Origin of the sequence: Crenothrix sp. (assembly GCF_043729335.1) — a bacterium.
Lineage (GTDB): Bacteria > Pseudomonadota > Gammaproteobacteria > Methylococcales > Methylomonadaceae > Crenothrix.
Window position 1 is genome coordinate 110,136 of sequence record NZ_JAYTLQ010000002.1, and the last position, 20,028, is coordinate 130,163.

Consider the following 20,028-nt stretch of genomic DNA (forward strand, 5'->3'; position numbering starts at 1 on the left):
CTCTTGTTATGAACACCTATGCAATCGACTTAGCCCTGAAACCCACCACTTTTGACTTATGGCATGTGTGCTTGGCAGGCACGGTGGCCGTACTGGCGTTAATGCTAATTTCTCTGTTACTGGCAATGGTCATCAGCTTGTCCAGACGTAAAAAACCGCAGCCAGTTGCCGAGCCTATCATTCAATACGTGCAAGCACCTGCGCCGGAACCGGTGATTAAAGTCGTTGAAAAGATCGTCGAAAAAATTGTTGAAGTAGAAAAAATCGTCCATGCACCTGCGCCAGAACCGGTTGTGCTTAAAGAAGCCACACCCGATGCGGCGTTGCAATTATTAGGTTTGCTGCAAAAAGAAGCGCGGTTTATTGATTTTGTGAAAGAAAATATCACCGAATACAGCGATGAAGACATCGGTATTGCCGCACGGGTGGTTCACGAAGGCTGCAATAAAGTCATTAATGAGCATTTCACGCTCGCACCGATCCGTAACGAAACCGAAGGCAACAACATTACACTGCCCAAAGGCTTTAATGCCGCAGAAATCCGCTTGACGGGGAACATTGTTGGCAACGCACCGTTTAATGGCACCTTGGTACACAAAGGCTGGCAAATTACCAACACCAAGCTACCCAAATTAACACAAGGCCATAGCGCCAATATCATTGCCGCAGCGGAAGTTGAAATATGAGTTTATTCGATCACATCAAGAAAAAACAAGACCCCAAACCAGAGCCTAAAGCTGTCGAACCGGTCGCTGAATCTGTTCAACCTGAGCCTGTTGAAGTTATCGCAGCCGAACCAGAAGTTATTGTTTCTGAACACATTGAACCTATTGAAAATGTAGCGCCAGCCATTGAAGAGCCGATTGCCGACACAATAGTAGAATCGAGTGCCCAAGCGACAACATCAACATCAGCCGCGATAGACCATCGCACTGATCGGCATTATTCAGTCGGTATCGATTTGGGCACCACGCATTGCGTATTGTCCTATGCCGACATTACCGACATTACCGATGATGAATTCAACCTGCACGTTATGCCGATACCGCAGCTAACCGCTCCCGGCATGGTAGAAGACGGCAAGCAATTACCGTCGTTTTTGTACCAGCCGCACGAATCGGAACTGGCAGAAAACACTATTGTGTTGCCGTGGAGCGCGCATCCTGAGCATTTGGTTGGTGAGATTGCGCGTAATTTGGGCAGCAAAACTCCAATACGCTTAGTGTCCAGTGCCAAAAGCTGGTTATGCCATGCCGGTGTCGATTGCAAAGCGCCGATTTTACCGGTGGATGCACCGGATGAAATCGCCCGTATTTCGCCATTTGCCGCCACTACCGCGTTCTTGCAACATTTATGCGATGCCTGGAAATACGCACACCCGAATGCGCCGCTATCTGAACAAAGTTTGGTGATTACCGTACCGGCCTCGTTTGATCCGGCGGCGCGGGAATTAACCATAGAATCTGCTCGTAGCGTAGGCTTAGGTCAGGCGATTTTGTTGGAAGAGCCACAAGCGGCCCTGTACAGTTGGATAGAAAAAAGCCAAGGCAAATGGCGTACACAAGCCAAATGCGGCGATATTATCTTGGTAGTGGATATTGGCGGTGGTACCACCGACTTGTCGCTCATTGCCGTTACTGAACACGGGGGTAATTTAGAATTAACCCGTGTGGCGGTGGGGGATCATATCTTGCTAGGCGGCGACAATATGGATTTGGCGTTAGCTTATACCGTTAAAGCCAAGCTTGAACAAGACGGCAAGCGTTTAGAGCCGTGGCAGTTACAAGCCTTAACCCACGCTTGCCGCGAAGCCAAAGAAAAAATCTTTAACAGTGCTGATGTGGATTCCATGCCCATCGTGGTGGCCAACCGCAGTTCGTCGTTAATTGGCGGTAATTTACGCACCGAATTAACCCGTGATGAAGTCAATAGCGTGTTAGTGGAAGGCTTTTTCCCGCAGGTTAATGTCAGTGATAGACCAGTGAGCCGTACCCGTACCGGTTTGCGGACTACCGGTTTGCCGTATGCACAAGATGCAGGGATTACTCGGCACTTAGCGGCGTTTTTAACCAAGCAGCAAGGTGCTGCCGAAGATTTAAAAGACATCAATCTACCCGCAGATGCAACTTTCTTGCACCCAACCGCAGTGTTGTTTAACGGCGGCGTGTTAAAAGCGCAGCCATTAGCAGAGCGTTTGATGCAGGTGATGAACAGCTGGTTAAGCACAGAGCAAGCCCCCGAAGCGCGTCTGCTGGCTGGTGCTGATCTGGATTTAGCGGTAGCGCGGGGTGCGTCTTACTATGGTTATGTGCGTAAAGGTAAAGGCGTACGCATTAAAGGCGGTACGGCGGCATCGTATTATGTGGGTGTGGAAAGCGCGATGCCAGCCGTGCCTGGACGACCACCAGAGCTTGAAGCTCTGTGTATTGCACCGTTCGGTATGGAAGAAGGCACCCAGCAAGAGTTACCTGATGATGAATTCGGTTTAGTGATTGGTGAGCCAGTACGTTTCCGCTTCTTTGCCTCTACTACGCGCCGTGAAGATCGTGTGGGTACGCGCTTAGATCATTGGACAGCGGATGAAATTTCTGAGCTGGATGAAATTGAAGTGACTTTACCGGAAGAAGGTTTCCGTGCCGGCGAAGTCATTCCGGTGCATTTGTGCGCGGCAGTCACTGAAGTGGGTACGTTGGAATTGCAAGCAGTATCGCAAAAGAATGATAGCCGCTGGAAAATTGAACTGGATGTAAGAGCAGGCGATTGATAGTAAAGCCTGTAAGTGACTGTGTTTTAAAATAGTTTTTATACATAATGGCGTAGAGCCGCAAGATTTTGCGTCTCTACGTTTATCCGGATGCATTGGCTTATTACGATTGCCCAATAATCTTCCAAATTCAAGCTTTACTGATTTTTGAGAATATTATCATTCTCCTTAATTACTATGTGGCAGCGCTAACTTCCTTAGCGCAGAGCACTATAGGTAGCACCCAGCTGATTTTTTTGCATTTGATTGACACCAAATTTATTCAGCGACCACACTTTACCGGTAGAAATATTACCCATAAACAGGTTATAAAAATTGCTGCCCCGTGTGCTGGAGAAAAAAAGATTAGCAGCATCAACTGACATAGGATCAGAGTTATCGGCATTGCAATCGTTTAAATTAAGTTCACTAGGCTGACTATAAACATCGGTACTCATCGAATAAACCTGATCTCTTCTTGCCGTGGCATTTTTCCAGCCGACAAAATATAAAGACTTGTTTTGAACAATTGGATAATACTCGGCTAAACCCGATCTGCCAGCCATTAATCGTGGATTTTCTACAAACAATTGACCAGACTGAATTGTAAAATCTATACGATACAGATCGCTGTTTTCCCGCGCGCCACGACTGTAAAAAACCGATTTTCCATCTGAGGACAGATAGGGCATAGACTCTTCCGAAAGATAGCCATCTTGAGTCAATCGCCATAAATTATTCACAAAAGGGTTAGCGGCATCGTTGTAATTCATATGCATCAAAGCAACATCGCCATTGTTTTTGTAGACAATGTAATTGCCATCGGCAGAAAATTTTGGATCTTCGCTAGTGCCACCTGAGCTATCGGTATGATGACTCAAGTTAATGGGTGCAAATTGCGAATCCGTTTTCCAAATAAAAATATTCCACCGCGAATTTTGCTTACCCATAAAAGTAAGATAACGCCCATTTGGAGAAAAGTGTGCATTCATCGGATCTTCAATATTCCAAAAAGGCTGATTAATCTGGGTTAATGTATTGAAGCGAAAATCTTTTAAAAATAAATTTGATGAACCATCGCCGTATTGAACATAGCTGTGGTAAACCAACCTGCCTTGTAATGCCAAAGGGAATTTCGAATCAGCTTGTAGCGTAGGGTTAACTGTACACTGCGCATTACTGGTAAAGCTGGCCATCAGCGATGTAATAAGAATCGGTAAGGCTAAGATTTTTTTCATAATTATTTCAATAAAGTTAATTTTTTGAGGTGCCATGACATGTCGTTACTATCTAAGGCACCTACAAATCCATTGAAGATGGCTTAGCGTAAAACCGATACATACCGAATTTTCAACACTGTTTTTTATGTTGTTATTCAGGATGAAGCATGTAATGTGCCACTTTAAAAGTGATAAGGCTTTTGGCCTTGTGATTGCCCCATATTCGTGGAGTGTGTTGAGCCGAGCGGAAAAATAATGGGGATGTTGTTAAAAAAAGGGGCTTCATGGGTGGCTGTTAATAATAACCAAAGGCGTATTTATGTCAGCTAGTGACACTTTTTGCTGCCCTATGTGGAAAATGCTGTGTTGAGATTATCTATAAGCGTAGCTTTTATATTTTATTTTTCTGTAAAAATTAATTTGAAATGACTGCTGAACAGTTAAATCCTGCATACCGATGCATCCTTAACCCTGTTAAAATGAAACAATTTTTCACCTAAACACACTGCCCTCCATGGAAAAAACATACGCTCCACACGCAATAGAACAACGTTGGTATCAAAACTGGGAAGAAAACGGTTATTTCGCCGCCAAACCTGAGGGTGAATCTTATTGCATCATGATTCCACCACCCAATGTCACCGGCAGTTTGCACATGGGACACGCCTTTCAAGACACCATCATGGATGCGCTAATTCGCTACCACCGCATGAAAGGCTTTAGCACACATTGGCAAGCGGGAACCGACCATGCCGGGATTGCCACGCAAATGGTCGTAGAGCGCTTGTGTAATGCCGAAGGCAAAACCCGCCATGATTATGGCCGCGAAAAATTCATCGAAAAAGTCTGGCACTGGAAGGAAGAATCGGGCGGCACGATTACCCGTCAGTTGCGCCGCATGGGTTCATCGCTGGATTGGAGTAAAGAACGTTTTACCATGGACGATGGCATGTCCGATGCCGTGCAGGAAGTCTTTATCCGTTTGCATGAAGAAGGCCTGATTTATCGCGGTAAACGCTTGGTGAACTGGGATCCGGTTTTGCATACCGCCGTGTCTGATTTGGAAGTGCTGTCCGAAGAAGAAAATGGCTTCATGTGGCACATACGTTATCCATTGTCCAATGGTCAAGGCCATTTGATTGTGGCGACCACGCGCCCTGAGACCCTACTGGGCGATGCGGCGGTGGCGATTCATCCTGACGATGACCGCTATAAACATTTGCTCGGCGAGTTTGTGGAATTACCGCTCACCGGCAGACGTATTCCTATAATTGCCGATGACTATGTTGACCCAGAATTTGGCACCGGCTGCGTTAAGATTACCCCTGCGCATGATTTTAACGATTACGAAGTCTGGACGCGCCATCGTCATACCTCGGCTATATTGGATCTACCGCACGGCGGCTTGATCAATATTCTCACGGTTGATGCCAGTATTGGCACGGATGACTTAATTCCCGCGCACTATCAAGGGCTGGATCGTTTTGACGCACGCAAGAAAATCGTCGCTGACCTGGAAGCACAAGGTTTGCTGGAAAAAATCGCCGACCATAAATTAATGGTACCGCGTGGTGATCGTACCAACAGCGTTATCGAACCGTTGTTGACTGACCAATGGTATGTCAAAGTTGCACCGCTCGCTGAACCTGCCATTGCCGCTGTTGAAAACGGCGACATCAAATTTGTACCGGACAACTGGAAAAATACTTATTTTGACTGGATGCGTAATATTCAGGATTGGTGTATTTCGCGGCAAATTTGGTGGGGACACCGCATTCCCGCTTGGTATGATGATAAAGGCAATATCTATGTCGGTCGTTCAGAACAAGCCATCCGCGAACAACATGGCTTTGCGCCTGATTACCTGCTTAAACAAGATGAAGATGTTTTGGATACCTGGTTTTCGTCGGCATTATGGCCATTTTCTACGCTCGGTTGGCCAGAAAATACCGAAGAACTGGCCAAGCATTATCCTACCAGTGTGTTAGTCACCGGCTTTGATATTATTTTCTTCTGGGTTGCCAGAATGATTATGATGGGCTTGAAGTTTAAAGGCACAGTACCGTTTAAAGAAGTCTATATTCATGGTCTGGTACGTGATGCCGAAGGCCAGAAAATGTCCAAGTCCAAAGGCAATGTGCTTGACCCTATCGATATTATCGACGGCATTGATCTGGAAGCGTTGGTGGCTAAACGGGTGTCTGGCATGATGCAGCCGCATTTAGCCAAGAAAATTGAACAAGCCACACGCAAACAATTTCCTGACGGTATTGCCTCGTTTGGTACCGATGCGTTACGTTTTACTTTTGCATCGCTGGCCTCCAATGGCCGTGATATTCGCTTTGATTTGGCACGTACCGAAGGCTATCGCAACTTCTGTAACAAACTGTGGAATGCAGCACGTTTTGTATTGATGAACACTGAAGATCAGGATAATGGCTTGTCTGGTGACATCTGTCAGTACAATCAGGTAGATCGCTGGATAAACACCCGCTTAAACCAGGTGATTGCCGAAACCAGCAAAGCGATTGATAACTACCGTTTTGATTTGGCCTCACAAGCGATCTACGATTTTACCTGGAACGAATTTTGCGATTGGTATTTGGAACTTACGAAAATTTCCCTGCAATCAGAAAATAGTGCTGAGCAGCGTGGCACACGTAAAACATTGTTAAATGTATTGGAAACCTTATTGCGTTTGGCGCATCCGATTATGCCATTTATTACCGAAGAAATTTGGCAGACTGTCGCGCCGATTGCGGGCATTCAAGGCGATACCATCATGTTACAAGCTTACCCAAGCGTTGATGAAACAAAAAATGATCTGGGAGCCGTCGCTGAAATTAACTGGATCATGCAGTTTATTTTAGGGGTGCGTCGTATTCGGGGTGAAATGAATATTGCGCCCGGAAAACCTTTAACTGTGTTGCTGAAAAATGGCTCGGCGACTGATCAACACAGCGTCAGTAATAATCAAACCTATTTGCAAAAATTGGGGCGTTTAGAAACTATAAGCTGGTTAAACGAAAATGACGACGTTCCTGAATCTGCCATCGCCTTAGTCGGTGACATGCAACTGCTGATTCCGATGGCTGGTTTAATCGATAAACAGGCTGAACTTAACCGCCTGGACAAAGAAATCCAACGCATTAAAAACGATTTACCGCGTATTGAAGGTAAGCTAAACAACCCGACTTTTGTTGATAAAGCGCCGCAAGACGTTATTGACAAGGAAAAAACAAAATTGGTAGAGCTACATTCTTTACTGCATAATCTTGAAGAACAACACCGTAAAATACAAACATTGTAAAACCTCAGTAACGTGCATAGAATAAGTTAGTTAGGTTATATTTCCGACAAAGACAAGTGTTACCGGTAGAGACGCAAAATCTTGCGTCTCTATATTAATTCCACGATGAGATGCTATTTCTGGGTATATTATTTCCCATAAATTACCTTAGACATAAACTACCCGCTAAACACAACACACGATTTGGTAGCTGGCAAACCTGTCATCTTATTAACGGACTTAATCGGCCTATAGATTGAATAAAACCGTTATTTCATCTATATTTTTCTAGTTACATCTCATAAGATACTTATCCCATGGCAACTGCACCAATAGATTTTCGTCTGAGCGGTCTTACCAACTGCTTAATTCAGGAAGGCCTGCTTTCTGAAAGCGATGCAAAAATGCATGCTCAGGAAGCAAAAAAAAATAAAACGCCTTTAATCAGTTACTTGGTTAGCGCCAAACTGGTAGATAGCAAAAAAGTCGCATCAGTCGCCATGGCATCATTTGGTGTGCCTTATTTTGATTTAGACGCTATCGATAAAAGCAATTTACCGATTAGCCTGGTCAGCGAAGTACTGATACGTAAACACCATGCGCTACCGCTGTACAAACGCGGTAAAACGTTGTTTATTGCTATGTCTGATCCCACTAACCTCCAGGCAATAGACGATATTAAGTTTCAAAGTCGGCTTAATCCAGAGACTATCCTGGTTGAAGAAAACAAATTAGCGCACGCTATTGATACCTACCTAGAATCTCTCAACACTGCGATGACTGATTTGATGGATTCCGATCTGGATAATCTGGTGACATCCTCATCCACAGGCGATGAAGAAATCGGCAGCAAAGATGCTATTAACGTGGATATTGACGATGCGCCGATTGTGCGCTTTGTTAACAAAATTTTGCTGGATGCCATTAAAAAAGGCGTTTCCGATATACACATGGAGCCGTATGAAAAAAACTTCCGCATCCGTTTTAGATCAGATGGCATCTTGTCTACTGTGCCAAGCCCGCCTGCCAATATCGCCAATAGAATTATATCGCGCATAAAAGTGATGGCCAAAATGGATATTGCTGAACGCCGTATTCCGCAAGATGGCCGGATTAAATTGACCATATCTAAAAACAGGGCGCTTGATTTTCGGGTTAACACCTGCCCGACTTTATTTGGTGAAAAAGTAGTGTTGCGGATTTTGGATTCTACCGCCGCGCATATCGGTATTGAAAAACTGGGCTTTGAACCCGAACAAGAACGGCTTTTTTTAAAGGCCATTAATAAGCCTTATGGCATGGTATTGGTAACAGGCCCCACCGGTAGCGGTAAAACTGTAACCTTATACACGGGTTTAAATTTACTGAACAGCGTGGAACGCAATATTTCCACCGCCGAAGACCCCGTTGAAATTACGGTTGAAGGCATCAACCAGGTTAACGTTAACCCCAAAGCCGGCTTAACATTTGCTACCGCATTACGTTCGTTTTTGCGCCAAGATCCAGACATCATCATGGTGGGCGAAATTCGCGACCTGGAAACCGCCGAAATTGCCGTAAAAGCCGCACAAACCGGCCATTTAGTATTATCGACACTGCACACCAATGATGCACCCCAAACCTTAAACCGCTTGATGCAAATGGGTATTGAGCCTTTTAATATTGTGTCGGCGGTAAACTTGATTATGGCGCAGCGTTTGGCGCGGCGCTTATGCGAACATTGTAAAACACCGGTCAATTACCCCGATAATGTCCTTAAATCCATTGGTTTTACCGATGCAGAAATTCAGTCCATAACCGTTTATGGCCCAGTAGGGTGTGAAAACTGCACCAACGGTTATAAAGGTCGGGTCGGTATTTATCAGGTGATGACATTAAGCGACGGCATGCGCCAACTTATACTGGAAGGTGGCAATGCTTTGCAGCTTGCTGAACAGGCAACCGCAGAAGGCATTAATGATTTACGCGCATCTGGATTAAACAAAGTGCGTTCGGGCATTACCAGTCTTGAAGAAATTGACAGAGTTACTAAGGAATAGCCATGGCAGAACAGATTGAGCAACTAGATTTTATTTGGCAAGGTAAAGATAAGACCGGCAAAAGAACCAAAGGGGAAATTGCTGCCAAAACCGAAGCCCTTGCCCGTACCGAATTAAGGCGACAAGGGATTAAGGTTATTAGTATTAAAACCAAGTCCAAATCCCTGTTCAGCGCACGCACCAGACCGATTACCCCCGCTGACATTGCCATATTTTCACGTCAGTTAGCCACCATGCTGGGTGCTGGCGTACCGCTGGTGCAATCTTTTGATATTGTTGCCAAAGGCCACGAAAACCCAAGTATGCAAAACATGCTATTGGATGTTAAAGCCGACATTGAGGCAGGTAGTACATTAACCGAAGCCATGAGTAAAAAGCCGCTGTATTTTGACGAGCTGTTTTGTAACTTGGTCAGAGCCGGTGAACATGCCGGTATCCTGGAAACCTTACTGGACAAGATTGCGACTTACAAAGAAAAAACTGAGTCGATGAAGAAGAAGATCAAGAAAGCATTGACCTATCCGATAGCGGTTCTGGTCGTCGCTTTTGTAGTGACTGTTATCTTGTTAGTATTTGTAGTGCCGGTATTTGAAGATTTATTTAAAAGCTTTGGTGCGGACTTACCGGCTTTCACCCGCATGGTCATTAATATGTCGGAATGGATGCAAGCGTGGTGGTGGGTGGTTATTGCGGTGATTGGCGCGACTGTATATACCTTTGGTTATTTCAAAAAACGCTCACGCGAATTTAATCACGTCCTGGATCGCACCTTGCTGAGAATACCTGTTGTCGGGATGATATTAAACAAATCTGCTGTGGCACGGTTTGCAAGAACGCTATCGACCATGTCTGCGGCAGGTGTACCGTTGGTTGATGCGCTGGAGTCTGTGGCGGGCGCATGCGGCAATATTATTTATTCGGATGCTGTTTTAAAAATGCGCGAAGAAGTGGCCACTGGCCAACGCTTGCAGTTTGCCATGCAACAAACCACACTGTTTCCGCACATGGTGCAGCAAATGGTCGCTATTGGTGAAGAATCGGGATCTATCGACAGTATGTTAGCAAAAGTAGCTGATTTTTATGAAGAAGATGTAGACAATCTGATTGATAATCTTAGCAGCTTAATGGAGCCTTTAATTATGGTGGTACTGGGGGTTTTAGTCGGTGGCTTGATTATTGCCATGTATTTACCCATTTTCAAAATGGGTGCGGCGGTGGGTTAATTGGCTGTCTATTATTTGTATTAATATATTAGATAATTATCCATAAACAATACGTTAGTTATAGAAACCTTATGCATACAGCCTCATGCTATTAAATCCCATATCACCCTTTTTGCTGTGTGCGATTGTAGGGATTATTGGCCTACTGGTCGGCAGTTTTCTGAATGTGCTGATTTACCGACTGCCGATTATGATGCGCCGCGATTGGCGTAATGAGTGTGCCGACTATTTACAGCTTGAACTCGATGACATCGACAACATCGAAAAACCTTTTAATCTGGTTTTGCCGCTATCACGCTGCTCGCAATGTAAAACGCCCATTAAACCCTATCAAAATGTGCCGGTTATCAGCTATGTTTTACTAAGGGGGCGTTGTGGGCAATGTCGTCATCCTATTTCAATACGCTATCCGGCTATTGAAGTGTTGACTATGGTGTTATCCATTGCTGTTGCCTGGCACTTAGGTTACTCATTGCAAACCGTTTTTGCTTTGCTGTTAACGTGGGCATTAATTGCCCTTAGTTTTATTGATGTTGATCAGCAACTGTTACCGGATTCAATTACTTTACCGATGCTGTGGCTGGGTTTGTTATTAAGTGTATTTAATATATTCATCGATGCGCCCACCAGTATTATCGGGGCGTGTGCTGGCTATCTAATTTTATGGCTCGTTTATCATTTGTTTAAATTAGCTACCGGCAAAGAAGGCATGGGCTACGGTGACTTTAAATTACTGGCTTTATTCGGGGCGTGGCTAGGCTGGCAAACCTTGCCGATGATTATCTTATTGTCATCACTAGTGGGAGCCATCATTGGTACGGCTATGATTATCTTTGGCAATCGTGACCGCAATACGCCTATTCCTTTTGGGCCTTATTTAGCAGCAGCAGGATGGATAGCGCTGTTATGGGGCAAGCCGATTAATCAACTCTATCTGAATATAGTGGGTCTGTAGTAATGCTAAAAATTGGCTTGACAGGCGGCATAGGCTGTGGGAAAACAACAGTCACCAACTTGTTCGTGGCGCATAATATTCCTGTTATTGATGCTGATGAAATCGCCCATCAATTGGTTGAGCCGGGACAACCTGCTTTGGAACACATAAAAACAGCCTTCGGCACAGACTTTGTCAGTGTAGAGGGTGTGTTAGATCGAAAAAAAATGCGCGACTGTATTTTTTCCGACAATTATGCAAAAAAAAAACTTGAAGCTATTTTACATCCTTTGGTTTACAGCGGTTTACAATCAAAACTAACTCAATTGCATGCGCCCTATTGTATTATTTGTGTGCCACTGCTTTTTGAAACCCAAATGGAAAGTATTGCTGATAGAATACTGGTTGTAGATTGCTCAGTAGCGCAACAGATAGAACGTGTCAAAAAAAGGGAAAATATGAGCGCTGAAAAAATTCAGGCGATAATCAATAGCCAGATAGCTAGAGACATTAGACTATCAAAAGCCGATGATATTATTAATAACGCAGAAACGGAAAACAACCTTGCCCACCAGGTTAAAAAACTGCACCAGTTGTATATTTCATTAAGCACACTTTAGGATAAACTGTCTGTGAATACTACCATTACCTATGAATTTCCACTCAATGAAAGGATTCGAGTTTTCATACGGCTCGAACAGCTTTTTCAACAATTCAGTCATTTTTTAGTCCGGGATACTGTGACTGACAAACGCATTACCATTCATCTTTTGCTGGATATTGTGTCTATTTTTAGACGTAATAATCTCAAATCAGAAATATTGCAAGAACTGGAACGCCAATTCAAAGTGTTAACAAAAATTGTTAACAGCCAAAACCTGGGCACGGGCAAACTGCAAGAGTTGCTCACTAAAATCAATCAGATCAGAGAAAGACTGTACGCCACCAAAGACCGCGTTGACGTGAATATGATGTCGAGCGATTTGTTTCAAAGTATTAATCAACGTAGTGCCATACCTGGTGGCACATGCTCTTTTGATTTGCCCGAATACCATTATTGGCTGGAACAAAATGAAGCCACGCGCCTTAAAGATTTACAGTATTGGAGCAGTCCATTTGAGGACATTCGCCTAGCCAATCAACTGGTGCTTGAGATGATCCGTAATAGCAACACCACCAGCCAAGAAATAGCCGAAGCCGGTTTTTTCCAGATTGTTTTGGATGCCAGCCAGCCTATGCAATTAATTAAAGTGACGCTGGAAAAATCGATACCGTGTTTTGTAGAGATTAGCGGCGGCAAACACCGTTGCACTATTCGTTTTATGGTTCCATCTGCGGATGAAAAGCGCCCCGTACAAAGCCCAAATGATATCCCCTTCACCTTGAGTTGCTGTATGCTCTAATGTCATTAACTAAACCGCTTAATGTTAAATGCCCCACTTGTAAAAGGCAAGTTGCCTGGACATCCGAGCAACTGTTCAAACCCTTTTGCTCTGAGCAATGTAGGCTTATTGATTTAGGTGAATGGTTTATGGAAGAAAAATCAATCCCCGGCGAAGATTTACTAGATGATGAGCAAGACTGGAAAGACATTTGACAGTTATGCGTTGTACAATTATTCTTTAAGATATACCCAAGTATACTTAACCCTTGTTTAATAGCAGGCCGCTAAAATGACAATTAAACCAGCCAATATTTATCAATTAAAAATAACCCTGAACGATTCAAAACCGCCTATTTGGCGGAGAGTTTTAGTTGCCAGCAATATTAACCTCAGTGTTTTTCACAAGGTGATTCAGATTGTGATGGGGTGGACCGACAGCCATTTACATCAATTCGTTGCTGGACAGGTGTTTTATGCACCACCCTACGATGATGATTTTGGCATGGAATGCAAAGACGAATCCAAATACAAGCTGTCGCAATTATTAAAAAAAGAAAAAGATAAAATCATTTACGAATATGATTTTGGCGATAGCTGGCGCCATAAAATAGAGCTGGAAAAGATCCTTCCCTATGATGCAAAAACCGTATTCCCTTCTTGCATTAAAGGCAAGCTTGCTTGCCCACCAGAAGATTGTGGTGGTGTGTGGGGCTATGCTGATCTTCTGGAAACACTAACTGAAACTGACAACCCAGATCGCGAAGAGCTCTTGCATTGGTTAGGCGAAAAATTTGAACCCGACTATTTTAATATTACAGAAATAAATGCAGAACTGGCGCATAGGTTCCGGTAGCGTTTAGAACCTTGTGTACGGATTAAATGACATCAAATATCAGTAAAACAAAGTTCTACCGCCATCTACTGTAAGCACCTGCCCCGTCGTATAATTCGCATCTTTTACTAAATAAAGCACGGCTTTGGCAATATCTTCCGGCGATCCGCTACGTTCAAGCGGAACACGCTGCAAAATTTCATTTTTAGCTTGTTCTGACAAGCCCCCTTCAGGCCACATTATTGCGCCAGGCGCAATGGCGTTGACTCTAACCAGTGGCCCCAACTCCTTGGCTAAAACTTTGGTCATCGCCACCAATCCGGCTTTGGCAATGCTATAGACCGTATAATCGGGCAAGCCGCGTTCAGCATGAATATCAACAATATTAATAATACAGCCTTGGCGGTTTGACAAGCCATCAGACAAAGCTTTAGACAAGAAAAAGGGGGCTTTCAGATTGCTGCCTAATAAATCATCCCATTGAGCTTCCGTTGTACTGGCTAACGGTGTCGGGTAAAACGATGAGGCATTATTGATTAACACATCTATCCCGCCCCAGTTAGATAACGCTTGTTGCGCTAGCTTATCCAACTCGTGCATATTCAGTAAATTAGCTTGAATAAGTCTGGCAGAATCTGATCGCTTTTGGTTAAGTTCAGAACAAAGCAGCTCAGCATCTTGTTGAGATGATCGGTAATGCAATAACACATTACAGCCCTCATTGTGCAACAGCCTTGCACAGCTTGCCCCTATGCGCTTGGCTGCGCCGGTAATGAGTACGTTTTTTTTCATAGAGAAACCTTATCATTAAGAAGCAGGCTATAACTGCTCTGATTTTACAGAGGAACGCCCAAAAATCGTTAATAAATGAAAATAATTTGAAAGTTAATTTAATTCGCCTGCTAGCTAACAATCCATTATCGTATATTTCGCCAGTGTAATAGAATAACGTCGCAGCTTTCTAACGTTGCAAAAACAGATAAGGGTAAGGGGTGGGTACAACTGGCAGTAGTACTCAAGAAGTATAATAAATCGTTTTAATGCCAAAACCTGCGCCAGGCGCGGGATGGCAGCATCTTATAGAAAGGTTAGTTTATGTGTTGGAGTGGAGAAGCGTCCGGTGTTTTAGCCGCCGCAGGACTGAGTACAGCAGCTTATGTTGCGTGGAAAGGGGAGTCAAAAGAGCTGTGGATTCCATTAACGTATTTTGCATTAATGGAGCTGTTACAGGCAATAACCTACATTTATATCGATTTGTGTGATAACCCAAGCAATCAGATATTGACGTTTTTGGGCTATGTACACGTTGCGTTTCAGCCATTTTTTGTCAATATGGTGGCAATGTATTTTATTCCTCAAGAGGTCAAAGAAAAAATCAGTACTGTGGTGTACACGATTTGCACCGCCAGCACCGTTTTAATGTTAATAAAAATGTACCCGTTTGTATGGGCCGGCAAATGCGTGATTGGTATTGAAGGCTTTTGTGGCCCAGCCGTATGTTCTGTGCATGGCGCCTGGCATATTGCTTGGCAAATGCCATTAAATGGCTTGATGTCAGGCCCTGTCGACTGGTTGTTTGGCTATCAATGGGGACTGCATGTCTTCAGCTATTCTATCGCGGCGTTTTATGTGCCAATTGTTTATGGCTCATGGCGTTTTGTGGGATTTCATTATTTGATAGGACCTTTTATTTCCGATATTACTACCGATGATCCTAACGAATATGCCGCAGTTTGGTGTTTATTTTCGATTGCCTTGTGCGTATCAGTCATTAAAACGCCGATCAGAAAATATTTGCACGTTAAAACATGGCCGTTTTACAACAGGCTCACTCACTTAACCACGCGAGATCAGGTGTGATACAGAGCTAACGCTTAAATCAGCATTGCAGGGGACATGATTTTGTTCCCTGCACCTCCACCAACCTGATGTTTTTTTGCGCACTTGGGAACAATTTTATTTTTCCATAGTCTAATGTTATGCATTGGCTCGATCAGTGCAATGACAATAATTTCTATGACCATTTAAATATTCACACTGCCTGATAAACGAGGGGCAGTTATATTAATTTAGGAGAGAAACAATGAAAAAAATAATATTCGCAGGTATCGCACTTTTATTTTCTCTGAGCACAGCAGTGTTTGCAGAACCCCATACTGATGCTGCATTAGAGCATGCCAATGCAGCGGTAACGCACGGTAAAGCAGGCCATGCGGACGTGCTGGTGGAACACGCATTCCCAGCATTGGAACACACTATGGCAGCAGCTTTAGTTGCTAAAGGTATTGCAAAAACACACCTTGATGCGGCGGCGGCAGAACTTGAAGCAGCTGTTGAACACGGAAAAATGGGGCACGCAGACGTGGCAACACAACATGCTGAGGCAGCTGTCGCACATTTGACGGCATCAGAAGCGAAATAATCACTAGTCCTTAAAACCCGCCGACTAAGACTGGCAGGCATGATACCCAGCGCGAAGGCTTAACCCATCGTCAACCTTCGCGCCCATTGTTTTATATATCCTCATGGCTGAACTGCCTGGTCTAGCTCCACATAAGCGTTAGCTTCCAGCACACTAAAATGTCACTATTGATGCACAAAGAAACAAGAAGATTTCCCAGTGGTTCTGTTTTGAATCACTGGGAAATCCTCCTGCTTTCCTTGTCTGCCTTTGCGACTGTATTTGCTTTTGTCTGCAAACACATGCGCCTTAACAAACAGATGCGCGTATTTCGCCACCGGATTTTGCCGTGCTGGCTCTTCCATTTTGTTCATATTTCTACGTTTTTTCATGATTTACCCTTTATAATATTAACAAAAGTTATTGTAACAACCCTTTAGAGTATATAACGTTCGTGAAATTCAAAAAAGATTTTGATGTCATTGTGGTCGGCGGTGGCCATGCCGGTACTGAAGCAGCCTTGGCAGCAGCGCGCAGTGGCGCAAACACCTTGTTGCTCAGCCAAAATATAGAAACCCTCGGCCAAATGAGCTGTAACCCTGCCATAGGCGGCATAGGCAAGGGCCATTTGGTCAAAGAGATTGACGCGCTGGGTGGCATTATGGCCAAAGCCATTGACCTTGGCGGCATCCAGTTTCGTACTCTTAACGCAAGCAAAGGCCCTGCGGTACGGGCAACCCGCGCCCAAGCCGATCGCAAGCTATATAAGCAGGCCATCCTCCATACGCTGGAAAATCAGCCTAATTTATCGCTGTTTCAACAAACCGTTGCCGATTTAATCGTTGAAGGCGGCAAAGTAGTGGGCGTTAAAACTCAGATGGGGCTTGATTTTATGGCGCGTGCCGTTGTGTTAACCACAGGTACTTTTTTAGGCGGTAAAATCCATATTGGTTTGGAAAATTACAGCGGTGGCCGTGCCGGTGACCCTGCATCGATTGCCTTGGCGGATAGATTAAGGGAATTGCCGTTCCGTATCGACCGGCTTAAAACCGGCACACCGCCAAGACTTAACGGTAGAACCATCAACTTTAGCAAATTGGCCGAACAGCATGGTGATACGCCAAGACCGGTCTTTTCGTTTATGGGCAACCGTAGCCAACATCCACGGCAAGTTCCCTGCCATATCACCCGCACCAACGAAAAAACCCACGATATTATCCGTGCTGGTTTAGACAGGTCGCCGTTGTATTCCGGCGTGATTGAAGGCATCGGTCCGCGATATTGCCCGTCGATTGAAGACAAAGTGGTGCGTTTTGCCGACCGCGACACCCACCAGATTTTTGTTGAACCCGAAGGTTTGGATACCCACGAAATTTATCCAAACGGTATTTCCACTAGCCTGCCGTTTGATGTGCAATACGAATTTGTGCGCTCTATGGAAGGCTTTGAAAATGCCGAAATCATTCGTCCCGGTTATGCGATTGAGTACGACTTTTTCGACCCGCGTGATTTAAAAATGTCGCTGGAAACCAAGCATCTGGACGGCTTGTTTTTTGCCGGACAGATCAACGGTACAACCGGCTACGAAGAAGCCGCAGCGCAAGGTTTGATTGCCGGTTTAAACGCTGCGCGCCTTACACAAGGCCTGGAAAGCTGGTGTCCACGCCGTGATGAAGCCTATATGGGCGTGATGATTGATGACCTGATTACCTGCGGCACCCAAGAGCCGTACCGTATGTTCACCAGTCGCGCCGAATACCGGTTAATTTTACGTGAAGACAATGCCGATTTGCGCTTAACACCTAAAGGCCGTGAATTAGGCTTGGTGGATGATGAGCGCTGGCGGGCATTTGAAATAAAACGCGATGCCGTCACCGAGTTACAGGAAACCCTGAAAAAGAAGTGGGTACGAACCGAAAGCCCAGAAGCCGAACGTGTGGCTGAATTGTGGGGTACCCCGCTGTTAAAAGAAGCCAATTTGATGGATTTATTACGTCGACCTGAAATTGATATGGCGCAGCTATTGGAATTTTTGGACGGCGGTGAACTGATTGATGAGCAGGTTGGCGAACAGGTGGAAATTCAGGCCAAATATGCAGGTTACATTGTCAGGCAGCAATCGGATATTGATAAAGTGCTGCGTTACGATCATTTGCGCTTACCTGAAACGCTGGATTACCAAGGGGTATCCGGTCTATCCAATGAAATCAGCCAAAAACTGACGGCACAACGCCCTGAAACTTTGGGTCAAGCATCACGTATACCTGGCATGACACCAGCGGCGGTATCGTTATTACTGGTTTATTTGAAAAAGAAAAGCGCTTAATGGAACGGTGTAAAGAAATTCTTAAAGCAGGCCTTGAAGCCTTGTCACTTACGCTGACAGATGCGCAAATCGAGCAACTGTTAGCGTTTATCAAGCTGCTGGCAAAATGGAATAAAGCCTATAACCTGACTGCCATCCGTAAGCTGGAAGACATGGTATCTTTGCATCTGTTGGACAGTTTGGCGATAGTGCCGTATATCCACGGCCAGCGCGTGATTGATATCGGCACAGGCGCGGGCTTGCCTGGCATTCCGTTGGCGATTTGTTTGCCTGATCTACATTTCTCCCTGCTTGATAGCAATGCAAAAAAAACACGCTTTGTGCAACAGGCTATACTGGAACTAAAATTAAACAATGTCCGTGTTTTTCACAGCCGAGTTGAAGACTACCAGCCAGAGTTGGGCTTTGATACCGTCACGACCCGCGCCTTTGCCAGCTTGCCGGTTATTATCGATTTAACCCGCCATTTGCTGGCTGAAAACGCTATTGTGTTGGCTATGAAAGGACAAAATTTCGATGAAGAATTGGCGCAAATCGCAACACAACAATCCACGCTGATTCCCATAGCTGTTCCAGGTGTTGAGGCGGAACGATATTTGGTACGCATACAATCAACGTAAGCTAGCTCGCAATAAATATCCCCATTATCGTAGGGTGGTTTTGCGATAGCAAACCACCAGGCAACTGTTAAATATCAAGGTGATATTGGGTGTTGTATTTTTTGCGAGTTACCTAAGAACTCAGCTCCCCTCTTGTAAAAGAGGGGTCAGAAAGGGGAGATTTTTAAAACAAATCCCCCTCGACCCCCCTTTTTCAAAGGGGGGGGATGCGAAATCAACAGTAAACGAGGAAATATTAAGTGGCTAAAATAATTGCCGTAAGCAATCAAAAAGGTGGCGTTGGTAAAACCACAACCTGTGTCAATCTGGCTGCGGCATTCGCTGCGGTTAAAAAGCGTGTGTTACTGGTCGATCTTGATCCACAAGGCAATGCCGCCATGGGGTGCGGTGTGGATAAACAGGAAATTCGCCACTCCAGTTATGATCTTTTAATGGAGCAAGACACTATTCCGGCTTCAGAAACCGTGATTGCCTTGCCGGATTTGGGATTTTCGGTGATTGCTGGCAATGCCGATTTAACGGCTGCGGAAGTCAACTTGATGCAAGCCGAGCGCAAGGAATCGCGTTTAGCGGATGGCTTACAGTCGTTTAAAGCCGACTATGATTATATTCTGATTGATTGCCCACCATCCTTGAACATGCTGACTTTAAATGCAATGGTGGCAGCTAACAGCCTGCTTATTCCTATGCAATGCGAATATTACGCATTGGAAGGTATCTCTTCATTAATGAACACGTTAAAAAATATTCAGGAAACCGTCAATCCCGGACTATATTTAGAAGGTATTGTCCGCACTATGTACGACGACAGAAATCGTCTGACCAAAGATGTGTCTGAACAGCTGATCCGCTATTTTGGCGATAAAGTATTCAGAGCCTGTGTGCCAAGAAATATACGCGTAGCCGAAGCGCCCAGCCATGGTTTGCCGGTTTTAAACTATGACAAGTCGTCTCGGGGATCTATTGCGTATGTTGCCTTGGCTAATGAAATGATTAAGAACGAGAAATCCAAATAAT

At 44.7% G+C, this 20,028-nt stretch carries 18 protein-coding genes; 15 read left to right on the forward strand and 3 right to left on the reverse strand.

All coding sequences use genetic code 11. The features are described 5' to 3' along the window. Positions 1-8 precede the first annotated feature (8 nt). Together ACHZC4_RS01075 and ACHZC4_RS01080 are read left to right on the forward strand one after the other, a co-directional pair. Complete coding sequence (locus ACHZC4_RS01075) at positions 9-686, forward strand: DUF2760 domain-containing protein (RefSeq protein ID WP_394751906.1); 678 nt, start codon at positions 9-11, stop codon at positions 684-686. Beyond that, positions 683-2,764: an Hsp70 family protein gene (locus ACHZC4_RS01080; protein WP_394751907.1), complete on the forward strand. Its 2,082-nt coding sequence runs from the start codon at positions 683-685 to the stop codon at positions 2,762-2,764. Before ACHZC4_RS01075 ends, ACHZC4_RS01080 begins: the two co-directional genes overlap by 4 nt. 197 nt (positions 2,765-2,961) lie before the next feature. Here the strand turns inward: ACHZC4_RS01080 and ACHZC4_RS01085 are convergent, their stop codons facing one another. Next, positions 2,962-3,981, reverse strand: a complete 1,020-nt coding sequence (locus tag ACHZC4_RS01085) for a TolB family protein (RefSeq protein ID WP_394751908.1) — start codon at positions 3,979-3,981, stop codon at positions 2,962-2,964. A gap of 496 nt (positions 3,982-4,477) precedes the next feature. Between ACHZC4_RS01085 and ACHZC4_RS01090 the strand changes: the two genes are divergently transcribed. The 8 genes from ACHZC4_RS01090 (at position 4,478) to ACHZC4_RS01125 (ending at position 13,685) form a co-directional block, all read left to right on the forward strand. After that, positions 4,478-7,273, forward strand: coding sequence for a valine--tRNA ligase (locus ACHZC4_RS01090; RefSeq protein WP_394751909.1), 2,796 nt, complete (start codon positions 4,478-4,480; stop codon positions 7,271-7,273). A gap of 296 nt (positions 7,274-7,569) precedes the next feature. Then, a complete protein-coding gene (pilB, locus tag ACHZC4_RS01095; RefSeq protein ID WP_394751911.1) occupies positions 7,570-9,291 on the forward strand; it encodes a type IV-A pilus assembly ATPase PilB in 1,722 nt (573 codons plus the stop codon). Between the two features lie 2 nt (positions 9,292-9,293). Continuing rightward, positions 9,294-10,514, forward strand: coding sequence for a type II secretion system F family protein (locus tag ACHZC4_RS01100; protein ID WP_394751912.1), 1,221 nt, complete (start codon positions 9,294-9,296; stop codon positions 10,512-10,514). An 85-nt stretch (positions 10,515-10,599) separates the two neighbouring features. Then, complete coding sequence (locus tag ACHZC4_RS01105) at positions 10,600-11,469, forward strand: prepilin peptidase (RefSeq protein ID WP_394751913.1); 870 nt, start codon at positions 10,600-10,602, stop codon at positions 11,467-11,469. A 2-nt stretch (positions 11,470-11,471) separates the two neighbouring features. Beyond that, complete coding sequence (gene coaE, locus ACHZC4_RS01110) at positions 11,472-12,068, forward strand: dephospho-CoA kinase (RefSeq protein ID WP_394751914.1); 597 nt, start codon at positions 11,472-11,474, stop codon at positions 12,066-12,068. A 12-nt stretch (positions 12,069-12,080) separates the two neighbouring features. Next, positions 12,081-12,851, forward strand: a complete 771-nt coding sequence (gene zapD / locus ACHZC4_RS01115) for a cell division protein ZapD (RefSeq protein WP_394751915.1) — start codon at positions 12,081-12,083, stop codon at positions 12,849-12,851. After that, entirely contained in the window at positions 12,851-13,045 is a 195-nt protein-coding gene (yacG, locus tag ACHZC4_RS01120; RefSeq protein ID WP_394751916.1) for a DNA gyrase inhibitor YacG, read from the forward strand. The genes zapD and yacG overlap by 1 nt, the downstream gene beginning before the upstream one ends. Before the next feature lie 76 nt (positions 13,046-13,121). After that, positions 13,122-13,685, forward strand: coding sequence for a plasmid pRiA4b ORF-3 family protein (locus ACHZC4_RS01125; RefSeq protein WP_394751917.1), 564 nt, complete (start codon positions 13,122-13,124; stop codon positions 13,683-13,685). A gap of 39 nt (positions 13,686-13,724) precedes the next feature. Here ACHZC4_RS01125 and ACHZC4_RS01130 read toward each other — a convergent pair whose 3' ends face one another. Beyond that, positions 13,725-14,456, reverse strand: coding sequence for a pteridine reductase (locus ACHZC4_RS01130; protein WP_394751918.1), 732 nt, complete (start codon positions 14,454-14,456; stop codon positions 13,725-13,727). 303 nt (positions 14,457-14,759) lie between these two features. Here ACHZC4_RS01130 and ACHZC4_RS01135 point away from each other — a divergent pair, with 303 nt between their 5' ends. Beyond that, the gene (locus ACHZC4_RS01135) at positions 14,760-15,524 is read left to right on the forward strand and encodes a DUF5765 domain-containing protein (RefSeq protein ID WP_394751919.1); all 765 of its coding nucleotides are present in this window, start codon (positions 14,760-14,762) and stop codon (positions 15,522-15,524) included. 223 nt (positions 15,525-15,747) lie between these two features. Further along, complete coding sequence (gene smbP, locus ACHZC4_RS01140; protein ID WP_394751920.1) at positions 15,748-16,086, forward strand: small metal-binding protein SmbP; 339 nt, start codon at positions 15,748-15,750, stop codon at positions 16,084-16,086. Positions 16,087-16,250: 164 nt separating this feature from the next. Here the strand turns inward: smbP and ACHZC4_RS01145 are convergent, their stop codons facing one another. After that, positions 16,251-16,457, reverse strand: a complete 207-nt coding sequence (locus ACHZC4_RS01145) for a hypothetical protein (protein WP_394751921.1) — start codon at positions 16,455-16,457, stop codon at positions 16,251-16,253. Between the two features lie 62 nt (positions 16,458-16,519). On the opposite strand from ACHZC4_RS01145, the gene mnmG reads away from it, so the two are divergent. The 3 genes from mnmG (at position 16,520) to ACHZC4_RS01160 (ending at position 20,027) form a co-directional block, all read left to right on the forward strand. Continuing rightward, a complete protein-coding gene (gene mnmG, locus ACHZC4_RS01150; RefSeq protein ID WP_394751922.1) occupies positions 16,520-18,391 on the forward strand; it encodes a tRNA uridine-5-carboxymethylaminomethyl(34) synthesis enzyme MnmG in 1,872 nt (623 codons plus the stop codon). Further along, positions 18,391-19,011, forward strand: a complete 621-nt coding sequence (gene rsmG / locus ACHZC4_RS01155; protein ID WP_394751923.1) for a 16S rRNA (guanine(527)-N(7))-methyltransferase RsmG — start codon at positions 18,391-18,393, stop codon at positions 19,009-19,011. The genes mnmG and rsmG overlap by 1 nt, the downstream gene beginning before the upstream one ends. Before the next feature lie 239 nt (positions 19,012-19,250). Further along, on the forward strand, positions 19,251-20,027 hold the full coding sequence (locus ACHZC4_RS01160; protein ID WP_394751924.1) for a ParA family protein: 777 nt from the start codon (positions 19,251-19,253) through the stop codon (positions 20,025-20,027). Position 20,028 lies beyond the last annotated feature (1 nt).